19 protein-coding genes are annotated in these 22,960 nt (G+C 58.1%); 15 read left to right on the forward strand and 4 right to left on the reverse strand.

Annotated features, from left to right (window positions below; translation table 11 throughout):
• The first annotated feature begins 602 nt into the window (after nucleotides 1–602).
• The gene (locus K9U38_RS13450; RefSeq protein ID WP_224494850.1) at nucleotides 603–1,781 is read left to right on the forward strand and encodes an alpha/beta hydrolase; all 1,179 of its coding nucleotides are present in this window, start codon (nucleotides 603–605) and stop codon (nucleotides 1,779–1,781) included.
• 274 nt (nucleotides 1,782–2,055) lie between these two features.
• Here K9U38_RS13450 and K9U38_RS13455 read toward each other — a convergent pair whose 3' ends face one another.
• From K9U38_RS13455 to K9U38_RS13465, 3 genes are all read right to left on the reverse strand, one after another.
• Nucleotides 2,056–2,538: a MaoC family dehydratase gene (locus K9U38_RS13455; RefSeq protein ID WP_224494851.1), complete on the reverse strand. Its 483-nt coding sequence runs from the start codon at nucleotides 2,536–2,538 to the stop codon at nucleotides 2,056–2,058.
• 142 nt (nucleotides 2,539–2,680) lie between these two features.
• On the reverse strand, nucleotides 2,681–3,970 hold the full coding sequence (locus K9U38_RS13460) for an Hsp70 family protein (protein WP_224494852.1): 1,290 nt from the start codon (nucleotides 3,968–3,970) through the stop codon (nucleotides 2,681–2,683).
• A gap of 122 nt (nucleotides 3,971–4,092) precedes the next feature.
• Complete coding sequence (locus K9U38_RS13465) at nucleotides 4,093–5,007, reverse strand: LysR family transcriptional regulator (RefSeq protein WP_224494853.1); 915 nt, start codon at nucleotides 5,005–5,007, stop codon at nucleotides 4,093–4,095.
• A gap of 109 nt (nucleotides 5,008–5,116) precedes the next feature.
• Here K9U38_RS13465 and K9U38_RS13470 point away from each other — a divergent pair, with 109 nt between their 5' ends.
• Nucleotides 5,117–6,121: an aldo/keto reductase gene (locus tag K9U38_RS13470; RefSeq protein ID WP_224494854.1), complete on the forward strand. Its 1,005-nt coding sequence runs from the start codon at nucleotides 5,117–5,119 to the stop codon at nucleotides 6,119–6,121.
• A 44-nt stretch (nucleotides 6,122–6,165) separates the two neighbouring features.
• Here K9U38_RS13470 and gnd read toward each other — a convergent pair whose 3' ends face one another.
• Entirely contained in the window at nucleotides 6,166–7,197 is a 1,032-nt protein-coding gene (gene gnd, locus K9U38_RS13475) for a phosphogluconate dehydrogenase (NAD(+)-dependent, decarboxylating) (RefSeq protein WP_224494855.1), read from the reverse strand.
• Nucleotides 7,198–7,585: 388 nt separating this feature from the next.
• Here gnd and K9U38_RS13480 point away from each other — a divergent pair, with 388 nt between their 5' ends.
• The 13 genes from K9U38_RS13480 (at nucleotide 7,586) to K9U38_RS13540 (ending at nucleotide 22,959) form a co-directional block, all read left to right on the forward strand.
• Nucleotides 7,586–8,296, forward strand: a complete 711-nt coding sequence (locus K9U38_RS13480; protein ID WP_224494856.1) for a GntR family transcriptional regulator — start codon at nucleotides 7,586–7,588, stop codon at nucleotides 8,294–8,296.
• Nucleotides 8,293–9,204 (forward strand): dihydrodipicolinate synthase family protein, encoded by a 912-nt coding sequence (locus tag K9U38_RS13485; RefSeq protein WP_224494857.1) that lies wholly within the window; start codon nucleotides 8,293–8,295, stop codon nucleotides 9,202–9,204. Before K9U38_RS13480 ends, K9U38_RS13485 begins: the two co-directional genes overlap by 4 nt.
• Nucleotides 9,197–10,714: an aldehyde dehydrogenase gene (locus K9U38_RS13490; protein ID WP_224494858.1), complete on the forward strand. Its 1,518-nt coding sequence runs from the start codon at nucleotides 9,197–9,199 to the stop codon at nucleotides 10,712–10,714. Before K9U38_RS13485 ends, K9U38_RS13490 begins: the two co-directional genes overlap by 8 nt.
• On the forward strand, nucleotides 10,711–12,057 hold the full coding sequence (locus K9U38_RS13495; protein ID WP_224494859.1) for an NAD(P)/FAD-dependent oxidoreductase: 1,347 nt from the start codon (nucleotides 10,711–10,713) through the stop codon (nucleotides 12,055–12,057). The genes K9U38_RS13490 and K9U38_RS13495 overlap by 4 nt, the downstream gene beginning before the upstream one ends.
• Nucleotides 12,058–12,132: 75 nt before the next feature.
• Nucleotides 12,133–12,984, forward strand: a complete 852-nt coding sequence (locus K9U38_RS13500; protein WP_224494860.1) for a glycine betaine ABC transporter substrate-binding protein — start codon at nucleotides 12,133–12,135, stop codon at nucleotides 12,982–12,984.
• Nucleotides 12,985–13,068: 84 nt separating this feature from the next.
• Nucleotides 13,069–14,166: a quaternary amine ABC transporter ATP-binding protein gene (locus tag K9U38_RS13505; RefSeq protein WP_370631929.1), complete on the forward strand. Its 1,098-nt coding sequence runs from the start codon at nucleotides 13,069–13,071 to the stop codon at nucleotides 14,164–14,166.
• 12 nt (nucleotides 14,167–14,178) lie between these two features.
• Nucleotides 14,179–15,027 (forward strand): ABC transporter permease, encoded by an 849-nt coding sequence (locus K9U38_RS13510; protein ID WP_224494861.1) that lies wholly within the window; start codon nucleotides 14,179–14,181, stop codon nucleotides 15,025–15,027.
• Nucleotides 15,024–15,881, forward strand: a complete 858-nt coding sequence (locus K9U38_RS13515) for an ABC transporter permease (protein ID WP_224494862.1) — start codon at nucleotides 15,024–15,026, stop codon at nucleotides 15,879–15,881. The genes K9U38_RS13510 and K9U38_RS13515 overlap by 4 nt, the downstream gene beginning before the upstream one ends.
• 13 nt (nucleotides 15,882–15,894) lie before the next feature.
• Nucleotides 15,895–16,893, forward strand: coding sequence for a 4-hydroxyproline epimerase (locus tag K9U38_RS13520; RefSeq protein WP_224494863.1), 999 nt, complete (start codon nucleotides 15,895–15,897; stop codon nucleotides 16,891–16,893).
• Between the two features lie 12 nt (nucleotides 16,894–16,905).
• The gene (locus tag K9U38_RS13525) at nucleotides 16,906–17,712 is read left to right on the forward strand and encodes a pyrroline-5-carboxylate reductase family protein (protein WP_224494864.1); all 807 of its coding nucleotides are present in this window, start codon (nucleotides 16,906–16,908) and stop codon (nucleotides 17,710–17,712) included.
• Nucleotides 17,709–18,695: a GlxA family transcriptional regulator gene (locus tag K9U38_RS13530; protein ID WP_224494865.1), complete on the forward strand. Its 987-nt coding sequence runs from the start codon at nucleotides 17,709–17,711 to the stop codon at nucleotides 18,693–18,695. Before K9U38_RS13525 ends, K9U38_RS13530 begins: the two co-directional genes overlap by 4 nt.
• A 379-nt stretch (nucleotides 18,696–19,074) precedes the next feature.
• Nucleotides 19,075–20,949, forward strand: coding sequence for an autotransporter outer membrane beta-barrel domain-containing protein (locus K9U38_RS13535; RefSeq protein ID WP_224494866.1), 1,875 nt, complete (start codon nucleotides 19,075–19,077; stop codon nucleotides 20,947–20,949).
• A gap of 468 nt (nucleotides 20,950–21,417) precedes the next feature.
• A complete protein-coding gene (locus tag K9U38_RS13540) occupies nucleotides 21,418–22,959 on the forward strand; it encodes an HlyD family secretion protein (protein ID WP_224494867.1) in 1,542 nt (513 codons plus the stop codon).
• Nucleotide 22,960 lies beyond the last annotated feature (1 nt).

The following is a 22,960-nucleotide window of genomic DNA, read 5'->3' on the forward strand; positions in this document are numbered from 1 at the left end:
GGAGGCGCCGGTCCTTCTCCCACTTCGAACGGCTCCGGAAGCAGTTCCCACGGGAAGGACGGGAAGGAGCATAAGCGAGGTTCGGAGGGCGTGGATAAGTTTTTTGCAAAGGCGCTGTGCGGGATGACCAGCCGTTATCCTGACACCGCCCTCTCCGTCATCCTCGGTCCTCGGGTTTAACCCGAGGACCCATTTCAACTCCGGAAGGCCAAGGGCCTTCTTGCATAAGCGGCAAAGCATTTTGGATGCTCGGGTCAAGCCCGAGGATGACGGCGGTGGGGGATTCCGGGGAGCATTATCCTGCATCGCCGTTGCAACCGAACGATGCCAACGCAGCACAGCCCACTTCCCACATGGTGAGCTTGTCGAACCACGCACAGCGCCAAGGCAAGCCGTTATGTTGAGTTGGCAGGATGTCCGTAAACCCACGCACCGACAGGCCATCGCACCAATGGACGTTGCTATACCTTGGTCTGATATCGATTATTCTCTATTCCATGATAGATGCGCTCCGAGAGAGGGGTCGCAATTGCTTCGCCCTCTACCATATAGAGCGCCAGTGGCTGCCGATTCCGTGTGGTCTCTTCGCGCAGAGAAACGAAATGGCCGTCAAGAAGCGTCTGATCATCAATTTTACCGGCTATGAGGGGTTGCACCCCGATGCGGTGCGGGGACGCTACATGAACAGCGCTGCTGACTTCAATCGCCTCTGGCGCGCCAAGACGCAAGCGAGCCGCATGCTTGAGGAAGGGCAGAATATCGCCAGCATGCAGATCATGACCAGTGGCATCAACTGGAGCACGGAAACGGAATTCTGTCAGTACGGCACCGCCGATATCTTTGATGCCTATGCGGCCCGGAACGTTGCCACGCGGTTTGCAACTGGATTGATGGCATTTCTTGATATCCTGCTGACGGGGACCTTCTGGCGATACGTGCGCACCAGCTGGCGTTTCGGCATTTTCTTCATGTGGCCCTTTGCCCTTGCCTGCTTCATCACGCTCGTGACGGTTGGCGTGGCGCTGGCGCCGCTGTCGGCGGGCCATAGCGGGCTTCATCTCTTCTGGTCGATCCCGGTCGCCTTGGCTGTTGGCCGCGTGCTCATCCGCTGGCCCGGCGAGAAGTTCTTCTTTTCCTATCTGCTTGATGACTGGGCCGCCGCGTCGGACCGGATCTACGGACGAAACGCGCGCATTCTGCAGCGGCGCCAGGCATTCGCGGATCATCTGGTGGCAAAGCTGCGGGCGAGTGATGCGGATGAGGTGGTGATCATCGGGCATAGTCTCGGCACCGTTCCTGCCATTGAGGCAATCGCCGACGTTTGGCGCAGCAATCCGGAACTGCTCAAGCGGAAGCCGGTGTCGCTGCTTGCGGCGGGTTCATGCCTCTTGATGATTGCCTTTCATCCGCGTGCCACTGGCTTGCGGGAGGATATGCGTATCGTTCTCCAGGAGACGCCCGTATTGTGGGCGGAGTTCCAGACGATCTCCGACATTGTGCATTTCTACAAATCTGATCCGGCGGCGGCCATTGGCATAACACCGCGCAAAGCGCCGATTATCCGCCGCATCCGCTTCAAGCACATTCACAGCGCCAAACGCTATGCACGCGCAAAGCAGAATTTCTTCAAGATGCATCTGCTGTTTCTAAAGGGTGCACAGATCCGCAATCCCTATGACATCGGGATGTTCGTTCAGGGCCCGGTTGCATTCAGGGATTTGGTCACAACCTATCGTGAAAGTGCGCCCCCACTCGACGAGCTTGGCAAGCTCGCGGCTTAGGCCGTAAAATCATAAATGTAGCGGAAATGGCGCTTGGAACGGCAAGAAGATGCGAGGAGAGTTGCGAAGGGCGGGGTCTTTCCCCCGGCCGAGCAACTCGACACTGCAGCTTGAAGCCGTTTCAGCGTCCGAAGGATATGGTTCATCTGCCCGGCTACTGTGTCGCAAAGGGCTCGGCAATGGATAAACATTGCCATCGCCTTTGCTCCTCGTATCCGAACAGATGACCTCATACCATTTCTCACCAGATTTATGAGTTTACGGCCTAGGGGACTCAATCCATTTCCGGCGGATGTTCCAGCACGGCTATGGTGAGCCAATTGGCAACCAGCGCAGGTTTCAGTGATCCCTCGATCTCGAGTGTCACTTCATAATTGTTGAGAACGCGACCGGACGGACGAATATCCGCATCAACCAGCTTGAAGTGAGCCCGCACCCGTTTGCCGGATTTGACCGGCGCCATGAAGCGCACCTTGTCGAAACCGTAGTTGATGCCCATTGTCGCGCCTTCTATCATTGGCAGCGCTTCGTAAGCCAGTGTGGACAGCAGCGAAATCGTCAGGAAGCCGTGGGCGATTGTACCGCCGAAAGGCGTTTCCTTTTCGGCGCGCTCCGGATCCGTGTGGATGAACTGATGGTCATCGGTTGCATCAGCAAACTGGTCGATCATTTGCTGACTGACGACCCGCCACTCGGAACAGCCGACCTCCGTGCCAACCGCTTCCTTCAACTGCTTGAGCGTAATCGCTTCTTTCATGACTTCCAGCTTTCTGGCCGCTGCCTTGACCTCTTCGGCTGTTCGATAGCTGGTTATGCTTCTGTTGTCATCCCTAGAGCAAGTTTTGTCTATTTGAAGTCGACTTCAAATAGACAAAACTTGCCCTAGACGCACCAGCCAATCATGCGGTCCATTGCAGGATGTCTTCGCGCTCGCCGATAAGTGCCAGTCCATGGGCGATGGAGAGAAGTTCGCCACCACTTTCGATGCGGCCCCGATCAAACCGCTCGGTGAAGATCCGCCTCACGGCTGGAACAAAAGATGTCCCGCCGGTCAGGAATATCTTGTCGATCTGCCCCGGCAGGGTTTTGGTCTTCTCAAGGACATCGTCTAGCGAAGCTTCAATGCGTGCCAGATCGCCCTCGATCCAGCTTTCGAACTCGGAACGTCGTATCGTCTTGCGGCCTCCGCGGCCCAGGGGCGCAAAGTTGAACTCCGCCTCGTCCTGCGCCGACAAGGCGATCTTGGTGGCAGAAACCGCCTGATACAGCGGATAACCCTCATCATGATCAACAAGATCGACGAATATCTCGAGTTTTTCCGGTTCGAGGCTGTCGCGAACCAGTTTCTTCAGGGCAGTGAACTCTTTCGATGTCTTGAAGATCGAGAGCTGGTTCCAGCGGCCGAAATTGGCGTACCATGATGCGGGAACCTCGAGGGTCTTGTCGAAGCTTCTGAACAGACTGCCTTTGCCGATCTGAGGCGCCACGATCTGATCGATCATGCGATAGTCGAAATGATCGCCCGCGACACCAACGCCGGAGTGGCCAATCGGCGTGGCGCTGAGCTTGCCTCCGGACGTTTCAAAGCGAATGATGGAGTAATCGGTCGTGCCGCCGCCAAAGTCGGCAACCAGCACCGTGGCATCGGCCTTGAGGTTCTGCGCAAAATAGAATGCGGCAGCGACCGGCTCGTAGACGAAATGGATTTCCGGAAAGCCGAAGCGGCGCAGTGCTGCATTGTAGCGCTCGGTTGCCAGCTGCGGATCCGGATTGGCGCCCGCGAAATGGACCGGCCGACCCGTGACGATGCGGCTGACATCGGATGGCCAGCAGTCGCCCGCATAGGTTCGCAGGCGGCGCAGGAATATTTCCATAAGATCCTCGAAGGTCTGCCGCTTGGCGAAGATCAGGGTGCCCTGGAAGAGTGCACTGGCCGCAAAGGTCTTGATGGATTGGAGAAAACGGCATTCGCCCGGGTGGTCGATGAACTGGCGAATGGCGGCGTGACCCGCTTCCACTTTCAACGCAGAGGCGCCGGCGACGGGGTCCTTCATGAAGGATAGGGCGGTGCGCATGCTGTCCGCTGTTCCGGCGGCGCTGGTGAACGGCATGGAACGCGTCGTAGCCCCGTCGGCCAATGCCATGACGGTGTTGGTGGTGCCAAAGTCGAAACCCAGCGCCTGAGCCATTGCCGCACTCCTGTTTTCCATTGATATCGCGAATTTCGATGCTGCCTGCACGGGCAAGCGATCAGTGCCTTCGGTGAGGGACGCGCGTCATGCCACAGCAAAGTCGTGGATGCAAGGGTCTGCTAGGGACTGGCCAGCGCGCGTTCGTTGCTGCCCTTGATGAAATCCACGAAGGCCCGCAGGGGAACAGGCATGTGCGTGCGGCTCGGATAATAAAGGCGCGGACCGGTAAATTCCTGCCACCAATGCTCCAGCACGGGGACCAGCTCGCCGCCTTGCAAGGCGTCGCGCAGACATTCCTCGAAAGTACAGACCAGCCCCAGCCCGGCGACTGCGGCTCCTACTTCCATTTCGATGGTTGAAGCAATCAATGGCCCGTTCGGCGTTATTCTGACGACCTTCCCGTTACGCTCGAATTCCCAATTCGGGATCACGCCACTGGCAAAGCGATGGCGGATGCAGGCGTGATTGAGCAGATCGCGGGGATGCTGCGGCATTCCATTCACCGCAATATAGGAGGGAGCTGCAGCGACAACGAAGCGCTGGGTCCGCGGCCCGATCGGCACCGCGATCATGTCGCGCTCGATACTTTCATCATAGCGAATGCCAGCATCGAAGCCGGCCGCCAGGACGTCAATGAAGGTATCGCTGGCCGAAATCTCAAGGGTAATACCGGGATGTGCCAGGAGGAAGCGATTGGCGATGGAGGGAAGGATATGCCGTGCCACAATGGTCGGCACATTGAGCTTCAGCGTGCCCGTCGGACTGTCGCGAAAGCTGTTCAGCGCATCCAGCGCCCCGGCAATTTCGCCGAGCGCCGGTCTCAGGCGTTCGAGCAGCTGGTTACCCGCTTCCGTCGGCGTGACGCTGCGCGTGGTGCGGTTGAGCAAGCGAACGCCAACCCGCGCTTCCAGCCTGCGAATGGCGTCACTCAGGGATGAGGCGGAGACGCCGCGAAGGGTCGCCGCAGCGCGAAAGCTACGTGCCCGAGCGACGGCAACAAGTGCTCCGAGGTCCGATAGGTCCGGGTCTGTCATTGTGCATTTATCCGTACAGCCCGTGCACAGTAAGCAGGATTATCGCACAAACCAAGATCTTTTATGGTGAGCCAAACATTTCATCCAAGACAGGGTCAGGAGTTTGAAAATGCAATATCGTCAACTTGGCGCGACAGGACCGCGTGTTTCTCAAATTGGACTGGGCTGCATGGGCATGTCGGGCATGTACGGTCCCTCGGACAGGTCAGAAAGCATTGCCACGGTCCATGCGGCACTCGATGCGGGCATAAACCTGCTGGACACTGGTGACTTTTACGGATCGGGCCACAATGAGCTGCTGATTGCCGAGGCGCTGGGCGGCAGGAAGCGCGACGACACGATCATCAGCGTCAAATTTGGCGGCCTTCGTGATCCGGCGGGTGGCTGGACAGGCATTGATGCCAGGCCACAGGCGGTCAAGAACTTCCTCGCCTATTCGCTGCAGCGGCTGGGCGTCGATCATGTCGATATCTACCGCCCGGCGCGCCTCGACCCCAACGTGCCGATCGAAGACACCGTTGGTGCTGTGGCTGACCTGGTAAAGGCAGGCTTTGTCAGGCATATCGGATTGTCCGAGGTGGGTCCGGAGACGATCAGAAGGGCCGCCGCTGTCCATCCGATCGTCGATCTCCAGATCGAATACTCGCTGGTTTCCCGCGGGATTGAAGATGGCATTCTTGATACATGCCGCGAGCTAGGCATTGGCATCACCGCCTATGGTGTGCTGTCACGGGGTCTGATCAGCGGCCATTGGAGCAAGGACAAGGCTGCTCCCGGAGACTTCCGGGCGTATAGTCCGCGGTTCCAGGGTGAAAATGTCGACAAGAACCTCGCCCTCGTGGACGCTTTGCAGAACGTCGCGGCGGGCAAGGGTGCGACGGTTGCACAAGTCGCCATCGCCTGGGTTGCTGCACAGGGGCAGGATATCATCCCCCTGATCGGCGCCCGTCGCCGTGACAGGCTGGCGGAGGCGCTTGGTGCGTATGAACTGACGCTGACGCCTGACGACATGGCCGCTATCGAAATGGCTGTCCCGAAGGGGGCTGCCGCCGGTACACGCTACGCCGAAGCGCAAATGGCGCATCTCGACAGCGAGGTTGGTCACCGTCATTGAAGCTCAGGTGGCCCATTCCGAAGAACTCCAGGAAGGGCCGGCTTTCACGCCTTCGGTGGCGATTTCTCCACGTGGCCGCCGAATTCGCGGCGCATGGCGGAGAGGATCTTGTTGGCAAAATCGGCATTGCCGCGGGAACTGAAGCGCTCCTGCAGCGCTGCACTCAGCACTGGCGTCGGCACCGCCTCATCGATTGCCGCAATGACGGTCCAGCGCCCTTCACCTGAATCCGAGACATGCCCCTCGTAGCTTGCAAGGCCCGGATCTTCGTAAAGTGCGTCGGCGGTCAGGTCGAGGAGCCATGAACTGATGACGCTGCCGCGTCGCCAGACTTCGGCAATGTCCGGCAGGTTGAAATTGTACTGGTAATGCTCGGGATGCTGCAACGGCGTCGTTTCCGCGTCGGCTTCGTGGGAACGCAGGCCAATATCTGCATTGCGCAAGACGTTGAGGCCTTCGGAGTAGGCTGCCATCAGCCCATACTCGATGCCATTGTGCACCATCTTGACGAAGTGGCCGGCGCCATGCGGTCCGCAGTGCAGAAAGCCTTGATCGGCCGTACTGTCATCATTGGCCTTGTCCGCCCGGCTCTGCGTCACCGGTACGTCGCCTCTGCCGGGCGCCAGGGCGGCGAAGATCGGCGACAGATGTTTGACGATGTCCTTTTCACCGCCGATCATCAGGCAATAGCCGCGCTCCAGACCAAAGATGCCGCCACTCGTGCCGACATCGACGTAATGTATGCCCTTCGCCTTCAATGCGCCGCTGCGCCTGATATCGTCGTGATAATAGGAGTTGCCGCCGTCGATGACGATGTCATCGGCATCGAGAAGCGGGACGAGCTTGGCAAGCACGGTGTCGACAACGGCCGCGGGCAGCATCAGCCAGATGGCGCGGGGCCGTGACAGCAGGCTCACAAACTCCTCGAGGGACGTTGTTCCCCTTGCGCCCTGCCGCTGCAGATCGGTCATGCTTTCGGCGCGGGTGTCGTGCACGATGCACTCGTGCCCATGTTGCATCAGGCGCTGTGTCATATTGCTGCCCATGCGCCCCAGTCCAATCATACCAAGTTGCATTGCCAATCTCCTGTGAAGGTCCATGCCGATAGCCGCACGTTATCGAGGCAGGGGTCAATATCCAAGGTAGATTGGCGCGGTCGAGAGCACAAGCGGGGCCAACCAGACAGGTCAGCACCGAGGTTTGCTGATGTCGAGCATGCTCGCTCGATCGCTGAGTTTCCCATGCCGCTAGAGCCTACCCGTGCCGAATCTGCGGTGGGGATAAGGTTTCATGTCGTCCACATTCCATCGATTTGAAGCGGCTATCCTCTTTGTATTCTTAGATTATTTTAATTGTGTACTTAAAAAATACAATTTTGTTGACTTTGGCCCGTTGGCGTGAGAGTTTTGGGCATGGAAACGGATCGAACGGCCTGTTCCATGGAAATCCAGCGGGAGGTGTCAGGTGAAACGCGGCAAGAACAGCCTTTATGACGATCTCAAACGGCAGATCCTGACAATGGAGCTGGACCCTGATGAGGATCTGGACGAGGTGAGCCTGAGTGAGCGCTACGGCCTTTCCCGCACGCCGGTCCGCGAGATTTTCCGCCGCCTCCAGGGTGAGGGCTACATCGATATCCGCGAGAACCGCGGTGCGCGTGTCATTCCGATGAACCATCAGACGCTACGCCACTTTTTCCTTGTTGCTCCAATGGTTTATGCTGCCATCGGCCGACTGGCCGTCCAGAATTTCAAGCCGCGCCAGTTGTCGGATCTCAAGGACACGCAGGAGCGCTTCCGTGACGCCAGTGATAGTGGCGACACATTGGCCATGGTTCTCGAAAACAACCGTTTTCACGAAATCATCGGGGAAATGTCCTGGAATGCCTACCTGCAGCCGAGCCTCGGCCGGCTGCTCATCGATCACGCCCGGATCGGTCACACATTCTTCCGTCCCCGCAATGACGATATGCGCATGCGTTTGCAGCTCGCGATTGATCACCATGATGGTTTCATTGCCGCGATCGCGTCGCATGACGAGGACACGGTCGTCGATCTGGTTTTCGAACACTGGGAACTGTCGCGCGAGAACATGGAAATGTTCATCGCACCTGAAGGAATGAAGGCGGATGCCCTTGTCGAGCCTCCCATTGCAGCCCTGGAGAAATCGTCGTGAAATTTGAAGGCATCTATACACCAGCGATAACTCCGTTGAGTTCCGACGGCCTGATCGACAAGGCAGCCTTTGCGGCAGTGCTCGAATCGCTCATCGAGGCCCGAGTGCACGGCATTATCGTCGGCGGGTCGACGGGCGAATACTACGCCCAGAGCGCCCAGGAGCGCTTCGACCTTGCAGCCCATGCCAGGGATGTGATTGGCACACGGCTGCCGCTTATTGTCGGAACCGGCGCGATCAGAACCGAAGAGTCGGTCGAATATGCCAAGGCGGCAAAGGAGATCGGCGCAGATGCAATTCTCGTTTCGTCTCCGCCATATGCCTTGCCGACGGAGCGTGAGAATGCGGTCCATGCGCTCACGGTAGACCGTGCGGCCAACCTGCCAATCATGCTCTACAACTATCCTGCCCGCATGGGGGTCATGATGGGAGATGAATATTTCTCACGTGTGGGCAAATCCCGAAACGTCGTCGCGATCAAGGAAAGCTCCGGCGACATGGCCAATCTCCATCTGCTCGCCCGGAAGTTCCCCCATATCGCGCTTTCCTGCGGTTGGGATGACCAGGCACTGGAGTTTTTCGCATGGGGTGCCAGGAGTTGGGTCTGTGCCGGTTCCAATTTTCTCCCGCGCGAACATGTTGCTCTCTACGAAGCTTGCGTGATCGAAAAAAACTTCGCCAAGGGCCGGGCGATCATGACTGCCATGCTGCCCCTGATGGATTTCCTCGAGTGCGGCAAGTTCGTCCAGTCGATCAAACACGGATGCGAAATGATCGGTCTCGAAGCCGGCTCCGTTCGCGCACCGTTGCGTCCACTCGATTCACAGCAAAAGCAAACCCTCCAGACTGTCGTTGCCACGCTGAAGCGCACGGTCGCCCACATCACGTCGGGAGCCAATCATGCATGAACCCCTGAGCGCCGCTGAATACAGGGCGATAGCTGCGAACCTCGAATTTCCGACCAATGCATTCATTAATGGTGCATTCCGTCCGGCGATCGCAGGCAACCGGTTCGATACGACGAATCCCGCGACCGGTGAGACACTTGCCGAAATCGCTGCATGCGACGCCGGCGACGTCGATGTCGCCGTGGCCAAGGCGAGGGAGGCCTTCGACGATGGCCGCTGGCGGCTCCAATCCCCTGCTGAGCGCAAGGCCGTCCTCTTGAAGCTGGCCAAGCTGATCGAGCGCAATCGTCACGAACTCGCGGTCATGGAAAGTCTCGACAGCGGAAAACCTGTGCGCGAATGCCAGACAGTCGACATTCCGGATACGATTCACACCCTGCGTTGGCACGCCGAACTCATCGACAAGCTTTATGATCATACGGCGCCCGTGGGCTCCAATGCGCTCAGCATGGTCGTTCGTGAACCCGTGGGCGTTGTCGGATGCGTCCTGCCATGGAATTTTCCGCTTCTGATGCTGGCCTGGAAAATCGGGCCCGCTCTTGCCGCGGGATGCTCGGTGGTCGTCAAGCCCGCGGAGGATACGACGCTGACCACGCTTCGGGTCGCCGAACTCGCCCACGAGGCAGGTATACCGGCTGGCGTCTTCAACGTCGTTCCAGGAGGTGGCAAGGAAGTCGGAGAACCGCTGGGCCTGCACATGGATGTTGACATGGTCGCGTTCACCGGATCGACACCGACAGGCCGGCGTTTTCTGCGCTATGCGGCAGACTCGAACCTCAAGCGCGTCGTCCTCGAATGCGGCGGCAAGAACCCCGCTGTCGTTCTTGAGGATGCCGAGGACCTCGATCTTGTTGCCGAACAGGTCGTCAACGGCGCTTTCTGGAACATGGGGGAGAACTGCTCAGCGACATCGCGGTTGATTGTTCACGCCAAGGTCAAGGACGAACTGCTTGAGCGGATCGGTGCCTACATGCGCGAATGGAAGACGGGCGATCCGCTCGATCCGGAAAACCGAATCGGCGCGCTCGTGAGCAAAGAACACTTCGACAAGGTGAGCTCCTTTCTCGACAGCGTGAAGAGCGAAAAGCTATCAGTCGCCCATGGCGGCGAAACGCAAAGCGGCATCTACATCGAGCCGACCGTCGTAGACGGGGTTACGCCGGCAAGCCGCCTGTTTCAGGAGGAGATTTTCGGCCCGATCCTTTCGGTCACGACGTTCAATACCCTGGCCGAAGCCGTCGCTCTGGCCAACGACACGAATTATGGTCTGACGGCATCGGTCTTCACCGGAAGTTTGCGCAGGGCGATCAAGCTGTCCCGCGAGATTCGTGCGGGCCTCGTCACGGTAAACTGCTTTGGGGAGGGCGACGCGACAACGCCATTCGGCGGCTACAAGGAATCCGGTTTTGGCGGGCGCGACAAGTCGGTTTTTGCCCACGACAACTACTGCGAACTCAAGACGATCTGGATCGATGTCTCGGACCGTTCGGTGGACGAAACGGTCCGATGATCACGAAGTCCGTCAAGCGTTTGCCGGCAGAAAACGGCATCTCGGGCTGGGAGGCGATCAGTACGCGTTCGTTTCCTGTCCGGAGCCTCGAAGGCAACGTGACCGCGGATTGGCTCATCATTGGCGCCGGCTTTGCCGGGCTTTCCGCCGCTCGCCGTCTGCGTCAGCTGCGCCCGGACGACAAGATCGTCATTCTCGAAGCAAGCGAAGTCGGTAAAGGGACCTCGGGCCGAAACTCGGGATACATGATCGACGTTCCGCACAATCTGTCCTCGGGCGAATACTCGAGCGGCAGCGCCGACGCGACGCTGCTCGAAATGGCTCAAAACCGGCTGGCAATAGCCTTTGCGGCCGAGGCGGCCGCCGAATACGGCATGTCGCGCGAAACATTCGACCGTTCAGGAAAAATCAATGCCGCGGCGACAGTACGTGGCATGAAACTGAACCTGGCTTTTGGCAAATCCCTCAGGAACGCGGGTGAAGAACATTCCTTCCTCGACGCCGCCCAGATGCGCGAACTTACGGGATCGGATTATTATCTGGGCGGGCTCTACACACCCGGCGCGGTCTTGATTCAACCTGCCGACTACATTCGCAGCTTCGCGGCGGGGCTGGCAAAGAATGTTGACCTCTTCGAACGTTCGCCCGTTACATCGTTGAAACGGGACAAGGGCATATGGACCGCGGCCTCGCCAAGGGGCCAAGTCAGCGCGCCCAGCGTGATCGCGGGTGTCAACGGCCACATTGATGATTTCGGATATTTTCGCGGTCGACTGATGCACATCTTCGCTTATGCGTCGATGACTGGCGCTTTCCGTGCCGCTGATCTCGGTCGCCGCGTCTCGGGGCACGACCGATGGGCACTGCTTCCAGCTGATGCCATGGGCGCGACGGTCCGAAAGATCACCCATGCCGGGCAGTCGCGCATCGTGATCCGCACGAAATATACCTACGAGACGAAGATTTCTTTGACGGAACGCAGGCTGGCCAGGATGGCCGAGGAGCATCGCCACTCTCTCGACGCCAGGTTTCCCGGCCTTGCAGGCGTGCCGTTCGAATTCAGTTGGGCGGGACGCCTTTGTCTCAGCCTGAACCATGTACCCGCCTTCGGCGAGGTAGAAGAGGGCCTCTATTCCGCGTGCTGCGAAAATGGCCTCGGTACCGTGAAAAGTACGCTTGCGGGTCTTATGGCCGCCGATCTGGCGACCGCCACCCGCTCAAAAATGCTCGATGAATATTCGGATCAACCGAAGCCTTCGAAGCTTCCGCCCGAGCCATTCGCCTGGCTCGGCGTCAACGCTGTGATCCGCTTGCAGGAATTGCGTGCAGGCCGCGAGGGATAATCCCTTACCGCGCAATGTGGAGGCCGCGTCTCAGGCAGGTCTTCAACGAGAATGGGAACAAGTAGGAGACTGATAATGAAAACTTTGTGGAAAGCGCTCTGCGCCGCGGCGATGGTTGGCATGACCATGCTGTCCGCCCATGCTGAGGAGAAGACAATTACCGTGGGAACGATGTCCTGGGAGGACCTCACGCCTATCACCGGGATCACCAAGAAAGTACTGGAAGACTCCGGCTATACCGTGAAGGTCGTACCGTTCTCCGAGTGGGGCATCGCCTATGCTGCGCTCACCAAGGGCGACATCCAGATCCTCGCCTCACAGACTGACTACGTCGCTCAAGATTACTGGGACAAAAACAAGAAGCGTCTGGAGAAAATCGCTCCGGTCTCTCACGGCCTGTTCCAGGGCGTCGCTGTGCCGAAATACGTGACGATCGACTCCATGGAGCAGCTGAATGAAAATGCCGACAAGTTTGGAGGCAAGATCGTAGGCATCGAACCTGGCTCTGGCCTGATGCGCGACACCAGCAACTCCGTCAAGGATTATGACCTCAAGCTCCAGCTTGTCGAAGGCAGCACGGCCGCCATGACAGCGGCTCTGAAGTCGGCCACCGATCGCAAGGAATGGATTGCCGTAACCATCTGGGAGCCGTCCTGGATGATGCAGAAATATGATGTGAAGTTCCTCAAGGATCCCAAGGGCGTGTTCCCTCCACCCCAGAGTTACTACTGGATCGGCAAGAAGGGCTTCTCAGCTGAAAATCCGCATGCCCGCGAACTTCTCGCCAGTGTGTACGTCCCGCTCGCCGACATAACCGCGATCAATAGCGCAGTGAACGAAGGCAAGACGATGGATGAGGCCGTGAAGGATTGGACAGATAAGCATGCCGACCTTTTGAAGCGCTGGGAGAACATCAAGAGCGAATAGCATCCAAGCTCGGGTCGTCGCTACCGCGGCGGCCCGCAACCGACCACAGTTAGATCGGCTGATAGCCGGCTTGCGGGGAACGCGATGAACACGATGAACACCATCAACAATGCCAATGAAGTGCTCGTGGAGTGCCAGTCCGTCTGGAAGATATTCGGTGCTCGCTCGTCCGCCGCCGCCAAAGCGGTTTCCGAGCGGGGGCTGTCCAAGTCACAGGTCCTCAATGAGTTTAACTGCGTGGTCGGGGTCTCCGGTGCGAGCCTTCAGGTCCGCCGTGGTGAGATTTTCTGCATCATGGGGCTTTCGGGCAGCGGCAAGTCGACACTTATCCGTCTGCTCAACCGGCTGGTCGAGCCGAGCTTCGGCAAGATCACGGTCAAGGGCAAGGACATCGCATCCCTCAATGCCGGCGAACTTCGTGACATGCGGGCGCGCAATATCGGCATGGTGTTCCAGAGTGTCGCACTGCTTCCACACCGGACCGTCCTCGAAAACGCCGCCTTTGGCCTCGAAGTGCGAGGCATCGCAAAGGACAAGCGCAATGAGATCGCCCGTGCCGCGCTGGAAAAGGTCGGGCTTGGGGACTGGACAACGCGTTACCCGGACGAATTGTCCGGTGGCATGCAGCAGCGGGTGGGCCTTGCCCGAGCCCTTGCAGCAGATCCTGAAATCATCCTCATGGATGAACCATTCAGCGCGCTTGACCCGCTGATCCGCCGGCAGCTTCAGGATGAGTTCCGGCAATTGACGAAGTCGCTCGGAAAATCAGCCGTGTTCATCACGCATGACCTTGAAGAGGCCATCCGCATCGGTGACCGGATTGCAATCATGAAGGACGGCATGATCGTCCAGGTGGGCACAGCAGAACAGATCGTTACCAAGCCCGCAGACGGTTACGTCGCCGATTTTGTGGCGGGTATTTCAAAAATCCACTTGGTCAGAGCGCATTCGGTTATGCAGCCCGTCGACGAGTACAAGCGATTGCACCCTGGGGCCAACCTCGGCGTCCTGTTGCACGCATCACCGGAGGCCGACATTGCCGAACTGATCGATCTTACGATGCAGTCGGATCGCGACGCGGTCGCAGTGGTTGAAAACGGCGCCATCATCGGTGTGGTGACTACCCGTTGCCTGCTTCGCGGCGTTGCCGGAACGTCAACTGCCGCAGTGGATGTCGGGTAGAGGAGAAATGACATGGATATCTCAGTCATTACCGATACCTTCGACGAATGGACCGATGTCATACTCAGCTGGATCAGCGACAATGGTGAGGGCCTGTTCGACTTCATCCGCGCGGTTCTGGAGGGCACGTATGACGGCATTCTGTGGCTGCTTCAGCTCGCTCCATTCTACGTAATCGCGATCCTCGCCGCAGCGCTCGGATCGCGGCTGGTCAACATCTGGTTCGGTGCGCTGGCCGGTCTTGCCCTTATCCTATGTGCCTTCATGGGATTGTGGGCGGAGACAATGAGTACGCTCGCCCTCGTGATGACCGCGACGGTGCTGGCCCTTTTTATAGGGATTCCGATTGGTGTCGTTGCAGGATTTTCAAAAGCACTTGACCGTGTCCTCGAGCCTGTCCTGGACCTCATTCAGACGCTTCCACCTTACATCTATCTCCTTCCGGCGATTGCACTCCTTGGTTATGGACCGGCGACGGCACTCATCGCCACTGTTATCGTCGCAATGCCGCCGGCAATCAGACTGACTTCGCTTGGCATTCGCATGACACCGCGTGAGTTCATCGAACTCGGTCAAGCAACCGGTCTGACGCCCTGGCAGATGTTTGCCAAGATCAGGCTTCCATTCGCGATCCCCAGCATAATGGCGGGAATCAATCAAAGCCTCATGATGGCATTTGGCATGGTCGTCATAGCAGGCATCGTTGGCTCGGGTGGGCTCGGCGAGACGATCTATGGCTCCATCAGAACACTGGATATCGCCACTTCGATCAATGCCGCGATTGCCATCGTCATACTCACGATGGTCCTCGATCGGCTCACGCAAAGCGCCGTCGACCGTGCGAAGGAGACAGACCGATGAACCCCGAGTCATTCCAGCTATCGCCCGGCAAGTACCTGGCTCCAACCGTCGATTGGCTCAACACCAATTTCCATCCGTTCTTTGATGGTCTGGCAAGACTGATAGAATCCGTGTTGGGCGGCATCGAATCAGTCCTGTTATTTTTGCCACCCTATGCCGTCATTCTTGTAGCCGTCTTCCTCGCTGCGGCCCTTATCAACGCGCGCGTCGCGGCGATCACGTTGATTTCCTTGTTCTTCTGTTGGCTGGCAGGTTTTTGGGTGGCGTCAATGCAGACCCTGGCCCTCGTGACAGTCGCGGTCAGCATCTCAGTCCTCATCGCGTTCCCCTTGGGCATACTTGCATCGAGGCATAAGAAATTTGAAGCGGCCGTCCGTCCGGTGCTCGATATCATGCAGACCGTTCCACCTTGGGTTTATCTCATTCCCGCCGTCATGATCTTCAGTCTCGGCCGCGTGCCTGCCATCATTGCGACAATCGTTTACGGCATCCCACCGATGCTGCGGTTGACGACGCTGGCATTCAACCAGGTTCCGAAAGACCTGCTCGAGCTTGGACAGGCGACCGGCGCTTCTCCAAAATCCATTCTTCTGAAAATCGAAATCCCATCGGCTATGCCTACGCTTCGCGTGGGGTTGAACCAGTGCATACTCCTGTCGCTGGCAATGGTCGTTCTGGCCGGCCTCGTCGGGGCAGGTGGTCTCGGTGCGGAGGTCACACGCGGCCTGACGCGCATGGAAATGGGGCTGGGCCTGCGGGCAGGTTTGGCTATAGTCGCGATCGCCATTCTTCTCGACAGGCTATCAAAGGGCGCGCTCCAACGCGGTCGAACCACACCTAGCACCGCTGTTTGAGAAGGGGATGAGCATGCGCCGCAGTTTCTTCTGCATTGATTCTCACACGTGTGGAAACCCCGTGAGGTTGGTCGCCGGCGGCGGCCCCCTGCTGCCGCACCTTCCGATCGCTGAACGCCGGGAGCTTTTCATCCGCGATCATGATTGGATCCGTCAATCATTGATGTTCGAACCCCGCGGCCATGACATCATGTCCGGGGCGATCATCTATCCAGCGTACCGCGAGGATTGCGATTTCGCGGTCATCTTCATCGAAGTGAGTGGCTGTCTTCCGATGTGCGGCGCAGGAACCATAGGGCTCGTTACGGCTGCCATCGAGGAAGGGCTTGTGACACCCAGGGTTCCGGGCCGGCTTTCCATCGAGACACCTGCCGGTAAGGTCGACATCGTCTACGACAAGCCCGGCGAATTTGTAGAATCCGTACGCATGTTCAATGTTGCGAGCTATTTGCACGCCGCAGACGTCGAAGTTGACGTTCCTGGTGCGGGACGTCTCGTTGTCGACATCGCTTATGGCGGAAACTACTATGCGGTTGTCGAGCCACAGGATGCATGGTCCGGTCTCGACGGCATGTCGGGTGGCGACATCATCGAGATGAGCCGCAGTTTGCGTGACGCACTCGCCTCGATCTGCGATCCTGTCCATCCCGAGGACGAAAGGATACGGGGCGTGCATCACGCGCTCTGGTGCGACGCGCCGACACGTCCGGATGCCGATGGTCGCGGTGCGGTCTTCTACGGGGACAAGGCGATCGATCGCTCGCCCGGCGGCACGGGGACATCGGCGCGCATGGCACAGCTTCATGGCAAGGGCCGGCTGGGAGTAGGCGAAATGTATCGGCAGGAAAGCCTGATTGGTACGGTGTTCGGAGGCAAGGTTGAAGGTGAGATTGCGGTTGGCCACTTCAAAGGCATCAGGCCAAGCGTCTCTGGTTGGGCGAGAATCATCGGCCACAACACCATCTTCGTCGACGATCGTGATCCGTTGATGCACGGATTCCAGATAAGGTGAGGAGAAGACGCAATGACTGACGTGGGGCGCGTGGGCATCATAGGCGGTGCGGGCTGGCTGGGTTACGCCATTGCCAGGGCGCTGGTTCACTCCGCGGCCGTCGCTCCCCACGACCTCATATGCTCCTATCGGAGCCGGAAGCCGCAGGACGCGATCGGATGCACATGGACCTCCGACAATGGCGAACTCGTTGATCGCTCGGATGTGATCATCCTGTCGGTCAGGCCCGATGACTGGATGTCGGTCGAGGCGGACGCCGCAGGCAAACTCGTCATTTCGGTCATGGCGGGCGTTCCGGTCGCAGACATCGGAAAGCGCCTTGGGACGGCGCGCGTAGCGCGAGCCTTGCCAAATGCTGCCGCAGCAATCGGCTTCTCCTATACGCCTTACTTCATGCATGATGCGCAGCCAGATGACCTCGCCATCGTTGGTGCGATCTTCCGCTCGTGTGGAGCGGTCGACGCAGTCGCCGAAGAGAGCCATATTGACTACTTCACGGCGATGTCCGGGTCGGGCGCGGCGTTTCCGGCCTTGCTCGCAGAAGCCATGATGAATGATGCGATGGGCCGCGGCATTCCCGCCGAGATCGCCCAGCGCGCAGCCGAGCAGGTCATCATTGGAGCTGGCAGGCTTCAGGAGGCGGATAACACGTCTCCGGCGGACACCGTAAAGGCGTTCGTGGACTACAACGGAACGACGGCAGCTGGCATCATTGCCATGAGGAAGATGGGATTTGACAATGCGGTTCGCGCCGGTCTCGATGCCGCATTCCGGAAAGCCCAGTCGTTGTCGATGACGCCCGAGGAGGATGATGCATGAGATACACATCTGCGGATTCCGGAGCGCCGAGATTAAAGATCGGCTTCGTCCTGGCGAGGTCGTTTACGCTTTCGGCTTTCGCCATGTTCGTCGACACGCTGCGACTTGCCAGTGATGAGCTCGATCGTTCTGGCCGCGTGCTTGCCGACTGGCAGGTTCTCGGCAGTACCCGGCATCTGATCAGATCGAGTTGCGGAGTCGAGGTGGCACCGACGTCCGATTTCGTTGACCCCGCTCAGTTCAACTACATTGTCGTCGTCGGAGGTCTCCTCAACGTCGAGCGCCCGGTCGACTACGATACCATCGCGTTCCTGAAGCGCGCGGACGTACAAAAGGTGCCGTTGATCGGGGTGTGTACCGGGTCATTCATTCTGGCTGAGTTGGGCCTGATGAAAAACCATGAGACGTGTGTGAGTTGGCTTCACTATGAGGCCTTCAGGGGGCGCTTTCCCAATCTGATCGTACGGTCGGATCGGCTTTATCAGCTCGACAGAATGCGGGGGTCGTGCGCCGGCGGCAGCAGCGCGGCCGACCTGGCGGCCCTCATTGTGCGCCAGTCGATCAGCAAGGACGCCGAACGCAATGCGCTTGAGGTGCTGCAGATAGAACGAGCCCGGACTACGCTTGACGTTCAGCCACGCAGACCCCTCGATATCGACTGTAATGACGATCGTCTGAAGTCCATCCTCATTGCAATGGAGCAGCATGTCGAACACGTCATCAGTCTCCAGCAACTTGCTGACTCCGCTCGCGTCTCGCGCCGCCAGTTGGAGCGCCTGTTCCAGCAGAAAATAGGAAAGTCGCCCGCCCAGGTCTATATGGAACTGAGAATGCAGCGGGCGCGGGCGTTGCTGTTACAAAGCAAGGCCCCGTTGATCGACATCGCCATTGAGGTCGGCTTCGAAAGCGCCGGGCGCTTCGGGAAAGTCTTCAAAAAAACGTACGGCCAAACGCCCCGCCGGATGCGAGAGGCGATGACATGATTCCGCCGCCGTACGCACCGGGATCGCCAAATCCCATGTCATCGACGAGAATGATCAGAATGCTGGGCTCGCGCCCCGTTTTTGCCTTGAACTGGCGAAGCTTGTCCACCGCGGCCTGCTGCTGCGTGGCGGCATCGCGGGTTCCAGATAATCGGCCGTTCTGACGGTGCGGTCACCAAAAACGACTATTCATAAGAAGTGACGTCTGAGCTATTTGTGCAGGAAGTCGTCGATTATTGAGACATTTCGGCAACGCTTTAACCAGATTAAGCCTTTAGTAGTAAGAAATTGGAGTAAATTTATATCATTCGAGCTAGAATGACTGTTGTCGCTCCATCTGTCGATTTGCATCAACTTCTAACCGAAGGGGACGGTTGGAATGGACCTTCAGCAAAGACTTTGTTCTAAAAGCATCATATTTCTCGCCGCACTTTTCCCGATCGCCGGAAGCCCAGCACTTGCCGCCAATTGCAAATCAAGTGGTGGTTTGGTCTATCTGGGCAATACGTCCGACGGGACCAAGTCGGTTTGGCTTTCGGGCACCGCGCCCGGATCGTTTAGCCTCGAGGCCGCCCAGGGCAATACAACAGTTGACACCTGGGATCGCTCGAAGCGCGGATTACACGTCTCGGCTTCACCGTTTGTATCGAGTGGCAATGGCGGAACTCATAAGCTCTACGACGTCGGCGACAGCAAGCCCTGCCTCATCGACACGCAAAATCAAAAAGGTGGATTTACGATACCGCCAAACATCACGCTGCCCATGGTGACGTTACCCGGCCGCGTCTTGCCTCCTATCGGCACATTCTTTCCGGATTTCAAGCCGCCGACACCGCCGAGCGGCGTCACACCTGGCCGGCCGTCGATGCCCAACTTGCCTCAGGGTGTTCGGCCTCCCATCGCCACACTACCGCCGAGCGGCCTGACGCCGGGCGTTTCAGGCGGGGTCAGGCCTCCAGTGGGCAGGGTTCCGGCTCCGGGAGGGATAACTCCTGGTCGACCAACCATGCCAAATTTACCTCAGGGTGCCAGGCCGCCAGTGGCCGCACTTCCTCCAAGTGGACTGACGCCGAGGGTCCCCGGAGCGGTACGCCCTCCTGTCGGCACCCTGCCGCCCGGCGGCGTAACGCCCGGAGTTCCTGGAACGGGCGGAAGCGCGACATTGACGCCCGGCCGTCCGACCATGCCGAATGCGCCGCAGGGTGTCGTCAACCCTCCCGCCGGTACCTTGCCGCCAGACAGCACGCTCCCAAGCAATCCTGGTGGTGTTCAGACACAAGGACAAAAAGGTGGGAGGGTGGTCGCGTCCCCACCGCAAAAATGCATTGATCCGCGCAGCGCGACACCAGCTCAAGCGCAGAATTTGCCGATTTGCCCACAAGAAACACTTGCGGCGATTGCCGCCCGCTATGGAACGGTGCCACTGACCGAGGGGCGTGACCTTGTTCAATCCACATTGTGGAACGCCTGGGCCGAGGGCAGCCTCATCGGGACTTCCGACGGCCGTTATGGCCTCGATGTGGATACACGCTACGGAAGCGTGACGTTCGGGCTGGACCGTCGGTTGACCGACGATGTCGTTGCCGGGTTGTCTTTTGCCATCGAGGACAGCCGTACCACCGGCTATGGCGATCTGCTCAAAGCAGACACCAATGGTATCAGCGTCGGCCCATACGTGGCGGTGCGTCTTTCACCGCACTGGGCAGTGGATGCATCGCTGACCTATGGTCAATATGACAATCAGATTGAACTTAGTATCCTGGATGGAAGCTACGATTCACAGCGCTACTCGGGCTCAGTCACGTTCCACGGACAATATACCATGGGCGAATACTTTGTTCGTCCGAAAGCGTCCGTTTCTTATGCGCATATCGCCAGCGATCAATACAAGATGAGCGGCGACATCTTTGGACTTCCCATTAACGTCCGGTTTCCCGAAGACGATTTCAATTATGGGGTACTGGAAGCATCCACGGAATTCAGCCGCATATTTAACCTTGATAACGGAAAATACGTCATGCCGTTCGCCGAAATCGGCGCAAATTACGAATTCGAACGGCCCAACGGCGGCCAGATTCTGACAGGGGACTTGAAAGAGGCTACCCCGTCTCCCTGGAGCTTTTTGCTCAGAGCGGGTGCGAGGATGTTACTGACTGATTCCTTTCAGCTGGAGGCCAGCGCCGGATATCTGAGTTTCGGGCAAGGTGGACTGGATGTTTGGGAGGGTAAGCTGCATTTGTCGTATGCTTTCTAAACGACACTGCCACCGACTCGGACGTCTGTCTCTTGCCCACATTCACTCATGTCCGCTTGGGGCCAATCGCAGACCTTGGGGCCACGAACTCTGATGTCCGCTTCTCGTGTTGGGTGTCCTGGCAGCGGACAGTCGGTCATCCGCGCTGTTCTCGTGAGTTCTTCTCGGGGCCAATGTCAAAGGAGAACGAAATGGGTGCAGCACAGTGTGATCCTAACGCAAGGGATGACCGGCTCGGAACGCCGGTCGAAAGGTCAACGTCAAGGAGCCGGTGATCGCGATGGCGAATAATTCAGCTAAACGGTGAATTAAGCGGCAGACTTGCTAAGCACAATGATGTATTTCGTTAGGTATTGCGAAGAATCATCTTATCTGTGATCGTTTAGGCAATAGAGGGGGAAATAAAAAGGATGTAAGGGGGAGAGGGCAGGAAACATAGTTGAAGCATCTCTGTTGCGGAGCGAAACTATGATTTCACAAGACCAAAAAATACCGCTAGCGGGGCGACCAAGCTCCGTTCGAATTGCCTCCTACAGTGTGCTTGGCATCTTGGCGACCGTATTCACGTCGTCAGTCATGCCGCCGGTATTCACCTCCACGTCGGTAAGAGCCGTTGTCAACGCTCCCATAAAATCCATAACATCGCCAATCAGTGGCATCGTCACAGATGTGCAGGCGATGCGGGATCAGTTTCCGGAAGGTCCAGTTGCGGTCGTCGAGAATGAGCGCATCGATCGCTCTACTTTCATCGGCCTTCAGGTGGAATCAACTTCGCTGCGCAACGAGTTGACGCTGAAGCGGGGCAACCTCGAGGATTACCGCAGACGCATCAAGGATCTTGAAACGGAACTGGCAATTCAGCGATTGGCCTTGATTGCCCGCACCAGTAACGCCCTCCGCGATGCAGAAGTGGCGCTCAACCTCGCTACATACTCTGCCGAGAATGAAAAACTCGATTCGAGGCGCAAGCTCCTGCTGGTCTCCAAAGGCGTGTTTCCAGGAACCAAGGATGAACTGGTCAACAAGATCAAATGGGAAGATTCCAAAATTGAGGCGGCCAGGATCAAAGTAGCGATGTCAGCCGACGATCTCGACTTCGCGCAGCGAGGCATCTATGTGGGCGACAACAACCAGTATCTGCAAAATCTTCAAAACGAGATACGTGCGCGAACAGCCGACGTTTCGCAAATCGACATGCAGATCGCGTCGATAGGTACGCGCCTTGCCGAACTGCAAAATCTTACCGATTCCGAAAACAGGCGCATCGGCAAATTGGCTAATGCGGAAATCGGTGTTGCCCCGTCCGAGAAAATCTACAAGGCGGTCGCGCAAGCCGGAAAGCAGGTGAATGCGGGCGATACGCTGGTGCAAACCGTTGATTGCAAGGAAGCCTTCGTCGTAGCCATCTTTTCGGAACGTCAAGCGCAGGCGCTATCGATCGGCTCGAAGGTTCTCGTTGAATCGGATGCCTGGGCCCAGCCAGTCCACGGAATGGTCACCCGACTGCTACCGCGCACCACGGACCGCGTGGATCTCGATTACGCGGTGCCATTTCCGCCGACAGAGCGACGCGAACTTTATGCATTCGTCGTGCCGGAAAATGCAGATGCGGACACCGCGAAGAGCTTTTGCTCCGTCGGCACATGGGTAGAGGTGGAACGACCCTGGGATTGGCCGCGGAAGGCCGGCAGCTATCTCGTCACAGCAACTGCGTCGTTTAAGAAGGGCTACATTGATTTCGAGACAGTACTGGCTGGGAGCGTTTCCTGGCTGGCCTCGACCGTGCCATCGTTCTCAAATCGGGCCGATGCCGCCGAGGCAAACGTACCTGAAACAAGGGCGGCAAAGACGGCGCCGCGCGATCCAGTGGTGTCAGCGCGGTGCCCGGGGATTGATTGCCGGGCTGATGGCCATCTCTTGAAGGCCCAGTTGGAAATACCCACGGCTACGTTCACGCGCCAGCGTACCGTCGCGGATACCCAGAAGATATTCCAGACACGATGGAATTGAG

This window comes from Phyllobacterium lublinensis, assembly GCF_020164435.1.
Classification (GTDB): Bacteria; Pseudomonadota; Alphaproteobacteria; order Rhizobiales; family Rhizobiaceae; genus Phyllobacterium; species Phyllobacterium lublinensis.

Excerpts from the sequence above, each read along its gene's own strand:
- K9U38_RS13510 (WP_224494861.1), top strand. The coding sequence starts at position 14,179 with ATGGATATCTCAGTCATTACCGATACCTTCGACGAATGGACCGATGTC.
- K9U38_RS13535 (WP_224494866.1), top strand. The coding sequence starts at position 19,075 with ATGGACCTTCAGCAAAGACTTTGTTCTAAAAGCATCATATTTCTCGCC.
- K9U38_RS13505 (WP_370631929.1), top strand. The coding sequence starts at position 13,069 with ATGAACACGATGAACACCATCAACAATGCCAATGAAGTGCTCGTGGAG.
- K9U38_RS13525 (WP_224494864.1), top strand. The coding sequence starts at position 16,906 with ATGACTGACGTGGGGCGCGTGGGCATCATAGGCGGTGCGGGCTGGCTG.
- K9U38_RS13465 (WP_224494853.1), bottom strand. The coding sequence starts at position 5,007 with ATGACAGACCCGGACCTATCGGACCTCGGAGCACTTGTTGCCGTCGCT.
- K9U38_RS13495 (WP_224494859.1), top strand. The coding sequence starts at position 10,711 with ATGATCACGAAGTCCGTCAAGCGTTTGCCGGCAGAAAACGGCATCTCG.
- K9U38_RS13515 (WP_224494862.1), top strand. The coding sequence starts at position 15,024 with ATGAACCCCGAGTCATTCCAGCTATCGCCCGGCAAGTACCTGGCTCCA.
- K9U38_RS13470 (WP_224494854.1), top strand. The coding sequence starts at position 5,117 with ATGCAATATCGTCAACTTGGCGCGACAGGACCGCGTGTTTCTCAAATT.
- K9U38_RS13500 (WP_224494860.1), top strand. The coding sequence starts at position 12,133 with ATGAAAACTTTGTGGAAAGCGCTCTGCGCCGCGGCGATGGTTGGCATG.
- K9U38_RS13540 (WP_224494867.1), top strand. The coding sequence starts at position 21,418 with ATGATTTCACAAGACCAAAAAATACCGCTAGCGGGGCGACCAAGCTCC.
- K9U38_RS13455 (WP_224494851.1), bottom strand. The coding sequence starts at position 2,538 with ATGAAAGAAGCGATTACGCTCAAGCAGTTGAAGGAAGCGGTTGGCACG.
- K9U38_RS13460 (WP_224494852.1), bottom strand. The coding sequence starts at position 3,970 with ATGGCTCAGGCGCTGGGTTTCGACTTTGGCACCACCAACACCGTCATG.
- K9U38_RS13530 (WP_224494865.1), top strand. The coding sequence starts at position 17,709 with ATGAGATACACATCTGCGGATTCCGGAGCGCCGAGATTAAAGATCGGC.
- K9U38_RS13490 (WP_224494858.1), top strand. The coding sequence starts at position 9,197 with ATGCATGAACCCCTGAGCGCCGCTGAATACAGGGCGATAGCTGCGAAC.
- K9U38_RS13450 (WP_224494850.1), top strand. The coding sequence starts at position 603 with ATGGCCGTCAAGAAGCGTCTGATCATCAATTTTACCGGCTATGAGGGG.
- gnd (WP_224494855.1), bottom strand. The coding sequence starts at position 7,197 with ATGCAACTTGGTATGATTGGACTGGGGCGCATGGGCAGCAATATGACA.
- K9U38_RS13520 (WP_224494863.1), top strand. The coding sequence starts at position 15,895 with ATGCGCCGCAGTTTCTTCTGCATTGATTCTCACACGTGTGGAAACCCC.